Origin of the sequence: Psychromonas sp. psych-6C06 (assembly GCF_002835465.1) — a bacterium.
Taxonomy (GTDB): domain Bacteria; phylum Pseudomonadota; class Gammaproteobacteria; order Enterobacterales; family Psychromonadaceae; genus Psychromonas.
In genome coordinates this window covers 22,056-34,900 of sequence record NZ_PIZM01000002.1, presented here as the reverse complement: position 1 = coordinate 34,900, position 12,845 = coordinate 22,056, and the positions used below count along the sequence as shown (strand labels likewise).

At 40.1% G+C, this 12,845-nt stretch carries 9 protein-coding genes; 5 read left to right on the top strand and 4 right to left on the bottom strand.

Annotation, left to right across the window (positions count from 1 at the left end; genetic code table 11):
* Positions 1 to 377 precede the first annotated feature (377 nt).
* Positions 378 to 1,394, bottom strand: coding sequence for a glycosyltransferase family 4 protein (locus CW745_RS03280; RefSeq protein WP_202973146.1), 1,017 nt, complete (start codon positions 1,392 to 1,394; stop codon positions 378 to 380).
* A 516-nt stretch (positions 1,395 to 1,910) separates the two neighbouring features.
* Between CW745_RS03280 and CW745_RS03275 the strand changes: the two genes are divergently transcribed.
* The 4 genes from CW745_RS03275 to fghA all read left to right on the top strand — a co-directional run bounded on the left by CW745_RS03275 (position 1,911) and on the right by fghA (position 7,251).
* A complete protein-coding gene (locus CW745_RS03275; protein WP_101107104.1) occupies positions 1,911 to 4,142 on the top strand; it encodes an LruC domain-containing protein in 2,232 nt (743 codons plus the stop codon).
* A 14-nt stretch (positions 4,143 to 4,156) separates the two neighbouring features.
* A complete protein-coding gene (locus CW745_RS03270; protein WP_101107103.1) occupies positions 4,157 to 4,693 on the top strand; it encodes a hypothetical protein in 537 nt (178 codons plus the stop codon).
* 464 nt (positions 4,694 to 5,157) lie between these two features.
* Entirely contained in the window at positions 5,158 to 6,288 is a 1,131-nt protein-coding gene (locus CW745_RS03265; RefSeq protein ID WP_101107102.1) for an S-(hydroxymethyl)glutathione dehydrogenase/class III alcohol dehydrogenase, read from the top strand.
* Between the two features lie 117 nt (positions 6,289 to 6,405).
* Entirely contained in the window at positions 6,406 to 7,251 is an 846-nt protein-coding gene (gene fghA / locus CW745_RS03260) for an S-formylglutathione hydrolase (protein ID WP_101107101.1), read from the top strand.
* A 3-nt stretch (positions 7,252 to 7,254) separates the two neighbouring features.
* Here fghA and CW745_RS03255 read toward each other — a convergent pair whose 3' ends face one another.
* From CW745_RS03255 to CW745_RS03245, 3 genes are all read right to left on the bottom strand, one after another.
* Complete coding sequence (locus CW745_RS03255; RefSeq protein ID WP_101107100.1) at positions 7,255 to 7,926, bottom strand: DUF3299 domain-containing protein; 672 nt, start codon at positions 7,924 to 7,926, stop codon at positions 7,255 to 7,257.
* Positions 7,927 to 7,931: 5 nt separating this feature from the next.
* Positions 7,932 to 10,265: a fatty acid cis/trans isomerase gene (locus CW745_RS03250; protein WP_101107099.1), complete on the bottom strand. Its 2,334-nt coding sequence runs from the start codon at positions 10,263 to 10,265 to the stop codon at positions 7,932 to 7,934.
* A gap of 134 nt (positions 10,266 to 10,399) precedes the next feature.
* The gene (locus CW745_RS03245) at positions 10,400 to 11,467 is read right to left on the bottom strand and encodes a site-2 protease family protein (RefSeq protein ID WP_193755553.1); all 1,068 of its coding nucleotides are present in this window, start codon (positions 11,465 to 11,467) and stop codon (positions 10,400 to 10,402) included.
* 273 nt (positions 11,468 to 11,740) lie between these two features.
* Between CW745_RS03245 and udk the strand changes: the two genes are divergently transcribed.
* Positions 11,741 to 12,376 carry a uridine kinase gene (udk, locus tag CW745_RS03240; protein ID WP_101107097.1) on the top strand — a complete coding sequence of 212 codons (636 nt, stop codon included), beginning with the start codon at positions 11,741 to 11,743 and terminating at the stop codon, positions 12,374 to 12,376.
* Positions 12,377 to 12,845: the final 469 nt, after the last annotated feature.

Here is a 12,845-nt window from a genome sequence, read left to right as displayed (position 1 = left end):
AATCAGGTTTTAATGGATACGATTATTATCTTGCATTGCACTTTGCAATGGGAGAGTAGTCACCGAAATAAATAGGACAGATATAGATGTGATTATTATACCAAATCCACTAAATAGTGGATCAATCTAACTGGTTAAAAGAAGCTATTTCAGCGTTAAAAATTTCATAAAGGGAACAACCATTTGCATCAAATTTCGCCTTGCACTAACTCCTTTTTCCTGCGTAATATTTGATCACTATATTAGCGGAATTGGTATTATTAGTCGTTTGCACGAGCTGCGTGGTGCGATTGAAGCGTTTTTATTATACCCAACCATTGCACCACTGTGTTTGGGCTTATCGTTTATCATTGTATTGTTGTAGCTTATAGTTAGTGTTAATTTGCTGTGGCTACCATGTGATAATTTTCGATCAGATCTGGAATGGCGACATCGCTACAATATTGTGATGCAATAGTTTGCTGGCATGCTAGCTGTACAAAGTGTTTATGCTGCGGACTAGCTTGTTGCCATTGATGAATATACTTTGCTAACTCGCTTAAATTACCCGGTTCCACTAACCAGCCATTGCACTGATGTTCAATCAAAGTATCAAATGCGCCAACATTAAAAGCAACCACAGGAATACCTCTTGCCATCGCTTCAAGCGCCGCCATTGGTAATCCTTCGTAGCGAGATGGCATCACTAGTAATCCGATTTTAGGCCATACTTTAGACATATCATCTTGTTGTCCATGAAGTATCAAGTTACTTGGGCAGTGCGCTTGTAGTGAAGCTAACTCTGGGCCATCACCGTACAAATGTAAGCGTGTGTTGGCAAAGGTCGTTGCGAGTGCCGCAAAATGATCGGGTCCTTTTTCTGCACTGACCCGACCGACAAAAGCAATTTGATTTCCTTGGGAAGTCGTAAGGTTATGGTTATTTACAAAGTTCTTAAACAGGGAGGTTTTAGCGGGTAAGCGAGAGGCTATTTGCGGACTGACCGCAAACCGATGATCTGCTAAGCCGGCGCTGATTCTATCTAGCCAATCATAAAGGGCCAGTTTACCAGTCGCTATTTCCCCCGCGTGGAAGGTACTAATACAAGCAATAGAGTTCATCCATGCAGCGAGCCGACCTAAAATACCTGCTTTATAACCATGAGTATGGACAACACGAGGACGCGTGTTTTTTAAGGTGCGCGTTAACATGCTAAATGATCCATCTAAGGTACGGCTATTAATACCTTGTTTTAGCAATGCATCATGCATCGGGTGCTTACCGTAGTTGCTCAAAAAAACCACTTCAACCTGCTCTCCATGCTGTTGTAAACCTTCAGCAAGTTGCATCACATGTGACTCAATCCCCCCGCCTTTACTGCTATCGAGCAGTAACCAGATTATATTGTTTTCCATCATTCCCTCCCGCACTATTATCAATGCTGTTATCTCGTATCGGTGTTGTCATGAAACACTGCAAGTTTGATGCCGACAGGAAAGGCTTTGAATGAGGGCTTATAGCAAAAGAGTTAAAGGTGATCTGTCTTACTTGTTAAAATTTACGCTACCTGCGTTGTGAGCCCTGAAGAGAGAACAACTAATTTCTACAACTCACTCCCTGGTAGTTTAAATTTTTCCTCCGCAATACGAGATCACTTTATAAATTGCATTGGTATTACATAACTGCATCTGTAGATAAAATGCGAAACATTACGCAGTTCGCGTTGCAAAATGCAAATAAGGGCGCCGTTATATCACTTTAATTCGTGAAAATATTGAATTGTTAATACTGATTTTTATGTTGCACTCCTTGTGAACTAAGGGCTCACTAGTATTGTTTTTAAAAAAAATTGTGCTTGGCACAACAATTGACTCTCTTCTACTGATTACGCAGAAAATAAGATTGCATTTATTTAATCAAGGAGAGTCACTATGGACTTAAATCAGCAATATCAAGCACCATCATTTATTCACCGTTTGATGTGTTGTTCACTACACAGGCTGGGCACGGCAGCGTTACTACCGTTACTGCTGAGTATTCAGTCTGTTTATGCCTCGCCATTTAGCACTTGTCCAAGTAAAGCATTCCTTTTTCAAGGAAACCCTGTATCCACCTATGGTGTTAATTTAGTGACGGGGAGTTTTGCGTTAATTGAAGATGATTCAGGTGTAGATGCTAATATTAATGGCCTTGGTTTTGATGAACAGGATAGATATTTATACGGTTTTAATACCAGTGATTTAACTGTGGTGAGATTAGATGGTGATTATCAAGCAACAGCGCTTAATGTGACAGGCTTACCTGCTTCTACCTCTTTTTTTGTTGGTGATATTGCTAACCATTATTACTATTTATACCGTAAAAATGTCGGTTTATACCGTATCGATTTAACCCCTTTAGATAATGATATTAATGCTTCTTTAACTGCGCAGTTAATTACTGCAAACGCATCGGTTAATCTCACAGACATTGCTTTTCATCCTAACGATATGATGCTTTATGGTGTTGATAATGGCAGCGGTGATTTATATCAAATTAACCCTGAAACAGGTGCCTTTAGCTTACTTGGAGACAGTGGTGAAAAGGGGACTTTTGGTGCGATGTACTTTGATGTAAATGGTTATTTTTATTTATCACGTAATCAGGATGGGAAAATATATCGAATTGATTTGTCGATGCTTAATAGTGAAACAGAGCATTCGCAAATCAGTGAGCTAGATGTAACTGCTATTCATTTTGCTGATGGTCCAAGTTCAAGTCAAAATGATGGTGCACGTTGTGCTTCTGCACCACTGATAGATGAAGATACCCCCTCTACGATTGATTTTGGTGATGCGCCAGCAAGCTATGCGACACTCCTGGCTGATAATGGCCCTCGCCACCTGCTAGACAATCAAACCTATTTAGGACTGAGTGCTCCTGATGGTGATTACGATGGTTATACAGGCGCAGACTCGGATGATAGTAGCATCGTTAATGTATTGAGCCTTGATGATGAAGACGGTGTTAATTTTGTGACAGCCTTAGAGGTAGGCTTAGATTCAGTGATCACCGTTTATGCATCACGTGAAGGTATTTTAAGTGCATGGTTTGACTGGAATGGTGATGGCGACTTTGCAGACTCAAATGAACATACTTTAATTGATATGGCGTTGCAGGAGGGGGTAAATATTATTTCGCTTCGTGTTCCTGATGATGCGGTCGCGGGCAACACTTGGAGCCGCTTTCGTTTTAGCGAGCAAGCGGGTTTGAATTATTTTGGTGGTAGTAATTCTGGTGAAGTAGAAGATCATCCTGTGACGATAAGTGAATCTGGTATCAGTTACCGTTATTACCCAAGTGCCAATAGCTGGGTGACTTTGGCCTACGAAGATCAGTGGCCCGCAAGTGATGATTACGATATGAATGATGTAGTTATGCATTATCGCACGGTAGAAGTGATACGTGATGGCCAAATTGTTCGTATCGACATTATTGGTGAACTACAGGCGTTAGGGGGGGATTACCACAATGGCTTTGCTGTGCAACTACCTGATGTTGCTAGCGATAATATTAATCAGCAGAGTTTGCGCTTGTTACATAATAATGTGCAACAGCAATATAGCGGGACTAATGGTGCAACCACTTACCCTATTTTAGAGTCAGGTAACCGTAATGCAGTATTAATGATTAGCCAAGATCTCTGGAAGCAAGTAGATACAGTTTGCCAATATCACCGCACTGAGCAAGGTTGTAAACAAGCGCAACAATTCGATTTTGAATTAAGTATTCCTCTTATAAATGCCATTGATTTAGACATACTTAACGCGCCCTATGATCCATTTATTTTCGCCACAGAGGGCTTATATCATGGTGATATATTTACTAGCCACCCAGGAAGAGGGCTTGAGATTCATTTAGTTGATCGCGCGCCAACAGACAAATTTAATACTGACTTTTATGGTTTAGCTGATGATAGCAGTGATCCATTAATCGGGCGTTATTTTCGAAACCGCAATAACTTACCTTGGGCATTAGAGATCACAGAGCCATGGCAGTGGCCAATGGAACGCACTCCGCTGCTGCTTGCTTATCCTGCGTTTCAATTTTTTGTTGAGAGTAACGGCGTTCAAAATAGTACCTGGTTCAAATCCACGCTAGCTAACGCTTCACACTTATTTTAATTTTAGGAGGACTTATGAATAGTAAAATAGATAAAATTTTCGCTTTCGCTATTGTCACAACTTTAGCCGCTTGTGGTGGTTCAGGTGGATCAGGTAGCGCGGTGCAGAATATTACCGAGCCTGCTACGCTAGTGACAAGTAGTGATTCAAAGCCACTGGTTGTTGGGCAAACCTTATTACAAATAACGCCAACTCTAGAGCCTGCTGTGATGAAAATGAATGATTTACAGGCGGATGACAGCTTTAGTTTTAGTAGTAAACAACAGGTACAGGTAAGTGTTGATCTACAATCGTTATTGGCATCTCAGCAACGAAGTGCTTCACGTGCCTATTTATCGGTGTATAGCGATTATACAGAGCTTGATAGCGGACAGTTTTATGCAAAGGCTTCAAGTCGAATTTTAGCGGGTGAGTTGAATAATGGTCAGTTTCAGCAATCTTTTATGGCATTAAATGATCAATCTCAGTATCTGATTGAAGTATGGTTTTACAACGGGGATTTACCCTTGCAAAAAGAGCAAACCATTGTTGCTAATCGGTTGCAGTGGTAGCCACATGTCGTCGGTCATATAAAAACCTTCTTATAATGTGAGTTATTTTTGCGAGTCACTTTTTATCCCCAAAAGCACTGAACTGTTTTTTACTGACCCTCGTATAATAAAGCGCGTGTTTAGTTTCAAGTTTTTGCCTATAGTTAGTGGGCTTAAGCGTCGCGCTTATTATGTAGCAGAGAAATTAAATTTAGATGTTACATTTAGCGACGGAATTTACGCGAAGAGCGTCGCTACCCATTATTTAACCTCAATTCAGATTGATGTCAGCGATATTATTTATTTAAATCAAACAGTTAAATTTTCTACACCGTAGTGTCAGTTTGCGTAATTCTATGCCAATTATTTTCACAAAACGGTTTAGTTGTAGGATATTTAACGTCTAAGTTTTCGAAAATAGCGGTGTTATATCGCTTTGATTATTCGCAATGAAGGTTATAAAAAACAATTCAAAAGGAGTCACAATGACAGATAAGTTTATCAAATCTAAAGCCGCCATCGCTTGGGGACCTAATCAACCTTTAACGGTAGAGGAAGTCGATGTGATGTTACCGCGCAAAGGTGAAGTGTTAGTGCGAATTGTGGCGAGTGGTGTTTGTCATACTGATGCTTTTACGTTGTCAGGTGAAGATCCTGAAGGTGTATTTCCAACAATATTAGGCCATGAAGGTGGTGGTATTGTTGAACAAGTTGGTGAAGGTGTTTCCAGCGTTGCCGTGGGCGATCATGTTATTCCACTGTATACCGCTGAATGTGGTGAATGTAAGTTCTGCAAATCGGGTAAAACAAACCTTTGTAGTGCAGTACGAGAGACCCAAGGTAAGGGGTTAATGCCTGATGGGACTACTCGTTTTTATAAAGATGGGCTGCCAATTTATCATTATATGGGGTGTTCAACTTTTTCTGAATATACGGTGTTACCAGAAATATCGCTTGCTAAAGTCAACCCAGAAGCACCACTTGAAGAGGTCTGTTTATTAGGCTGTGGTGTCACAACGGGCATGGGGGCGGTATTAAATACGGCTAAGGTAGAAAAGGGCGATAACATTGCTATTTTTGGCTTAGGCGGAATCGGTTTATCTGCGATTATTGGCGCTAAAATGGCGGGGGCAAATCGAATTATTGGTATTGATATTAATGAAAGTAAATATGAACTGGCGAAAAAGTTAGGTGCAACAGATTGTATTAATCCGCAAGATTACGACCGTCCTATTCAAGATGTCATTGTAGAAATGACTGATGGTGGCGTGGAATACTCCTTTGAATGTATCGGTAATGTCGATGTGATGCGTTCTGCGCTAGAGTGTTGCCATAAGGGGTGGGGCGAGTCAGTTATTATCGGTGTTGCGGGGGCTGGTCAAGAGATTTCAACGCGACCATTTCAGTTAGTGACTGGTCGTGTATGGCGAGGCACTGCCTTTGGTGGCGTAAAAGGCCGCTCGGAGTTACCTGATATTGTTAATCGATACATGGCGGGTGAGTTCGCATTAGATGACTTTATTACTCATACTATGGCGCTTGAGAAGATTAATGAGGCTTTTGATTTGATGCATGAAGGGAAAAGTATCCGTAGTGTGATTCACTTTGCTAAATAACCTTAATGCTGGTTAATGGGAACGCCATTATCAATTTAACGCAGAATAACGCAGAAATTCGCATAAATAGCGGTTTATTAGCCCTTTAACTTTCAGTTAAGGGGCATAGGAATTTTTATGAACTTACAACGTATTAGCCAGAATAAAGTTGCAGAGGGGTTGCATCAGCAGTATCAACATGATGCTCAAACGGTAAATTGTCGAATGCAATTTGCTCTTTTTTTACCGCCGAATGCCAGCGAAGAGAACCCTGTGCCGGTATTGTATTGGTTATCGGGATTGACCTGTGATGACCAAAACTTCATGCAAAAAGCGGGAGCGTTTAAAAAAGCAGCCGAGCTGGGCATTGCGATTGTTTGCCCAGATACTAGCCCGCGTGGTGATGGCGTTCCTGATGATAAGAATGGTGATTATGATCTTGGCTTAGGGGCTGGTTTTTATGTTAATGCCACCCAATTACCTTGGAGTAAGCATTATCAAATGGCGGATTATATTAGCCAAGAGTTACCACAATTAATTGAGAAACATTTTCCAGTTAGTGCACAAAAATCGATCGCTGGGCATAGCATGGGCGGACATGGCGCTTTAACATTAGGTTTAAAAAACCAACAAAGTTATCGTTCAATTTCTGCTTTTAGTCCTATATGTCATCCAATAGGTTGCCCATGGGGAATAAAAGCATTTACGCATTACCTTGGTGATGATCAGCAGGATTGGCTTGCTTACGATGCTGTAACGTTAATCAAAACGGGTGCTAGCTTGCCTATTTTGGTTGACCAAGGTGAAGATGATTCGTTTTTATCGACCCAGCTTCACCCTGAATTATTAGTGAAAGCCGCTAAGGAAAATAATGCTGACTTACTACTAAGGATGCAGTCTGGATACGATCATAGTTACTTTTTTATCAGTAGCTTTATCGATGAGCACTTAATTTTTCATGCTGGGCATTTAAAAGGGGCTTAAGGTCTAATTGTATAAACGAACCTTTTTAGCTTGCATCATATAAGCCGTATTCACTGCTAACTCGCCATCGGAAAGCTGTACGTTAGGAAGGTTACTTTCGGCGTGTAGCGTTCCTTCAACCCAAATGGGAGTATATAAACCAACCATTTCAAAACCGCTAGGAAAATCAACCAAAATTATTTGATTCGCTGGTGGTGGAGGGCTATGTATGCAGGCTCCTGCGGTAGGAACCAATAAAAATTGAGTGATTTTTTCCCCCGACAATTGTAAAGGAACAAGGTAACCGGCTAATTTACCCTGTTCACCTAAGCGTGCTTTATTGACCATTTTTGCCGCTGTTTGTCGTGCTTTTGCCGTTTTTTGTTGTTTTTTGATTAGCGGTAAAATATCGATACCCGCATCTTTAAACCGTTGTAATGAAATCTGTGATTCTTTCTGTAATTTCTCATTGTGTGGAGAACGTTGTAGATTACTGATAATCAAAAGATCGTAGCGTTGGATAGAGGTAAAGTTGGCAAAGGGGTTACTCGCTTGTTGCGTATTATCAGGAATCAAATCGCTCCATTTCCATTGTGTTGTTGCAACGCTTTGTGCGCTTAACAAATAGATGAAAAGGAAGCAGGTGATCCCTTTTATAGATAGTTTTTTATTGTTGCTCTGTATGTTCTTAGCCATATAAGTTATCGGTTCTCGAGGCGGTTATAATCGAATAGGCCATATTCGATAGGATTTTTCTGTTGAAAGGTTTGATGTAATTGATCGCTGACTTTCCAAAAATCAGGATCGGTACGTCTAATTGCAAAGCCCGTTAGGAATTGCTGATATTGGGAATTATTTTCTACCTGTTGTAATTGGCTAATAAAGGTGTCTAACTGTGTCTCCTCTATACTGAAAATAACCTGCGGATAACTGCTTAATACCCCTTTAAAAATTTCTGCTTTGTCTTGCTCTGGTAAGCGTGTTTTATGTTCTTTTAATAAAGTAGAGACATTGGTTCGTTCATTATGACGTAGCAAACTATAAACTGAATGTTCACCTTGCTGATTCTGAACCATGATCATACTCACCTGTGGGAGTTGTTGAATAGCAGGGCTTGGCAATCTGTTTAAGGAGGCTAATGGCTCATCATACACATCTAAGTTGTACTGTTTAGCGGTTTTATACTGCTCCTTTAGCATCGAAAAAAGCGCTTTTTTCGCATCTTTGCTTTGATAGACGATATTATTTTTCTGAGAAAAAATGATGTCGTTATCATGGATAAATGTTTTTAAATCTGAGGTTGCATCGGTATACCAATAATCGAGCTCAGCTTTACGATCTTCTGCTGGTAATAGGATAAGAAATGCCATTTCACTCTCAATTCTCAGAAAGTCCATGTATAAGCGGGTGATCAATTGATGCTTGATAGAGCCAAACACATCGTAGCCAGCAACCAATAAGTAGTGAATACGCTCTAAAGAAGGGTAGTTAATGACCCATGCATTTTTGGGCGCTTCCCCTTGTAGTCCTTTCACGACTTCTGCGCTATCGAAATGTCGAAATATCGTTAAACTAGCGTTATCACTCCCTGACCATAATTTATCGATGCCAATATACTGTTGTAAGTTTTTACCCTTTACCTGCCCAAGAACTTGTTTTTCCGCATTAATAAAGGCTTTCTCTCTTTTGGCATATTTGTACCAAGAGGTGATGGCAAAGTTCGTTGCACTGTAATCTGAGGGGAGCTCTAAGTTATCAGCTTGTTCGAAAATAAACTGGCTGTATTTTTTTGAATGCAGTGTTTCAGGTGAAGTAAAAAACACCCAAAATTTATCTTGAATAACATCTAATGCGGTTTGTCCTCGACAGACAGGGCCTTTGATAAAGCCCATGATGGTGTACTGTGCTTCATCTAATAGAAATTGATGGCGCGAAGCTGTAGGAAGTGACACAAAGTTCTTAAATGGATTACTACCATTTTGATACCCTGGTAGGGTATCAACGCTAAAAGGCGCGTCATAAAAGAGTTCATTCCAGCGTTGTAACCTTTGTGCATTTAAGGCATAGGGCATATGGGTTTTATTAACAATAGTGCCAGTGTATTGCCTTAGTCGATAATAGAATGTTTGCACTTCTGGATCATCATAGGGGCGTCTTGAAGGGATCACTTGTATTGCTTCACCGGGTGGAGTCGATGAACGCACTAAATTGAAAAAGACTGGCCCTTGTGAATCTGAAAAAGGCTCCTCCGAGAAATACAGGTGTCCGAGGAAAAGGTGTTCATAAAGGTAACGATTGATAAGTTTAGATTTTTTATCTTGCTGATTAAAGATGTTTTCCCACTCTATGATGCGTTGTTCTACGCTGGCACTAAGTGGGAGAGGTTGTGCCATTGGAGAGCCCTTTTCAAGCCAAGACTTTAATGTGTTGAACTCATTATTATCAAGCCCTGGTAAACCGTAAGGCATACCAGCTAAAGGCTGTTGTTGCTTATAATCATCAATATTGCTCATATCTGGGCAGGTTTGCTCGCGATTAAGCGCAAAATCAAAGTCTTTCCCTGAGAGCGTTTCTGTTTGAGGAAGTGGGTTATTCTTTTTTAGTTCAAGCAGATGATAAAGAACACTTTGCTCAAGATTGGCTTGTGGAGATTGATCGCGCTCGTTTAATACACCCTTATAACCTTTTTCTCGCCACTGTTGTGTTGTTTGTGCATCGATAAATAAACGCATCGGGTCGGTTTCTTTAAAACGCGTGCCATACACAAGCTCAGGAGAAAAACCTCTGTCTATTCCTTCTGGCGATGAAAGTTTTAATTGGCAAGGTGCATCATAGCAGGCGTGGCAAACCACACAGCGGTTTTCAAGCACTGGTTTCACCTCTTCATGGTACTGCTTGGCAAGAGGGTCTGCATGATCGACGATTCTATCGCGTACTTGTAGAGAGCCATGTTCAATCGTCGCTTGTTGATTTTTATCTGAGCATGCAAACAATAACATTGCGAAAAATGAGAGAAGAAGTAGGCGATAATTCATAAAAGATTCCTATCTGTAAAGCAAGTAACGATACAATTCTTAGAGGCTATTGAGCCTACATAACAATGCTCATAATTTTAGCTGTATTTTTTCTATTTAATTTTGTAACAATAAACTCAACACTGTCATCGTCACTAACTTTGCAGGATTTTAAGCGGTAAAGCCAATATCTCATCACCACTACTTGCGAAGTACCAGATAATTGCAATTAAGGCACCGACAGTCAAAAAATACCATAGCGCGGAAAAAATTTGTCCGTATCTGTCTAGCGGTAATAAATGGCTTTGATGTCGTGTTTTCCATTCAAAGACTATCTCAAGGCTACCGATTAATAACAGAAAACCTAGTAAGGCTAAGCCTAAACTATAGCTTAAATACACCCCAATTCCTGCCCCTGCAATACACGCGAAAAGCCCAGTTGTGCTATTCATAGAAAAGCTGATACTTTTAAGAATATGGCCACCATCAAGAGGTAAAATTGGTAATAAGTTAAATAGGTTAAGTAGTGCATTGAAAGCCGCTAGACCAGCAAAAAATGACTCACCAGTCAGCCAATAGGCAATCAGCGATGCAACCGACATGAACAATCCAAAACAGGGGCCCATGATAGAGATAACAACATCTTGCCAACGAGTATTGATTTTTTCATCACTCATTGCCAATCCACCCATAAATGGGATCAGATAAATACCCTTGGTTTTCATTCCAAAATGTTTCATCGCTTTAATATGGCCATACTCGTGAAACACCAAACAAGCGATTAGGGCGAGTGCAAATTGTAAAGAAAATAGCCATGAATATGCAGCCACACTCGCTCCTGCGAGCACCACTTTAATCACTTTTGCGCTTTTGAGTAGTTTAAAGCCCAGTGAGGCAATGCCGACTAAACTAATTTTACGTTGAACTTCAACGGGAGTAACTGGAACTTGTTGTTCTATATCTTTAGTATTTCGGCTACCTTCTGTAAGCAACTCTTGCCCATTAAATAGTTGGTATTTTAAGTTAAAAGGTTGCCATTGCAGGTCAATTTCAAGACGAATAGTGGTTGTCTTAGTTTCTGTACTTTGTGGGATTTGACTGACTAATTCAAACTCATGACGATAAGGGCCTTCATTATCTGCACTAGCATGTTTCACTGCAACAACGGTGTCACCCCAATAGAGCTGTTGCCAACCGGCCATAGAGCCCTCAAGGCGAAGCATTTTTCCTAGGCAGTCAATTTTTAGTAGTTCCACAAGTGTTCTCTTTTGCTTATCAAATAGGTAAAGCGCGATTATAAGTGATAGCAATGAGAGTTCAAGCAACAACAATGTTCAAACAGCAGGAAGCGGAGTGCCCTTATTGATTTGCGCACCTCTATGATAAAGATAAGTTTTTCGTCAAATTTTTACTGCACGACTACACTTTATTGTTAATCATGTACAATGCGGGCTTTAGCCAGATCTGAACAACGAATAAAATAAGGTAGATGTAAATTGAATACTAAAGATTGTGTGATTATTGCGATTGCAGGAGCATCTGCATCTGGTAAAAGTCTGATTGCAAATACTATTTACAATGAGTTGTGTGCAGAGCTTGGCACTGAGCAGATAGGTATTGTCTCCGAAGATGCCTATTACAAAAATCAATCGCACCTTTCAATGGAGCAACGTGTTTTAACGAATTATGATCACCCTAAAGCGTTTGATCATGATCTGCTTTGCGATCATTTAAAAGCACTTAAAAATAAGCAGTCGGTAGATATTCCTGTTTATAGTTACACTGAACATACCCGTTTAAATGAAACAATAAAGTTATCTCCAAAGAAAATTATTATTTTAGAAGGAATATTGCTTCTAACTGATGCCAGTGTTCGTGAGCAGCTAGATGCAAGTATTTTTATAGATACACCACTTGATATCTGTTTAATGCGTCGCCTAAAACGTGATATTGAAGAGCGTGGTCGAAGTATGGAATCGGTTATTGAACAATACACCGCGACGGTGCGCCCAATGTTCCTGCAGTTTATTGAGCCTTCCAAGCAACATGCTGATCTGATCGTTCCGCGTGGTGGCAAAAACCGTATTGCTGCCGATTTACTTAAATCGCGCATTCGCTGTTTATTGGGGTGATAAGCGAATTTAAAAATATCAAACGCGTAGAGGTATGATATACGGGGGATTTCCCCTTTTACCTTTTCCTATAGCTCACCTATTCCCCCCCATTGTACTTATACCATTACACATCTTATTGTGAGCAGATCTTGTTGATGAAAAATAATGCAGAGAGGAGCGCATGATTGCGTAATTGCTCGCTAATACGATGGAAGGCAACGTCATTATCTATTGTTTTAACAATCAATTTAGATCAAATGCTTATGCGGATTAGTAATCGTTCTGAATATTAAATTACGGGTTTATATTACTATTTTAATAAATCTTTTATGGAAGAGTTTGACAATATGAACCCGTGCTATATTTTTATGTGATAAGAAGGTGATCTAGCTAGAAAGTTAAGCGAGTAAAATGATAATTGCAGAGCTAGATAGGATAGATGTATTACCCTTAAAAGAAAATACGATAACTAAAATGGGAATCTTCT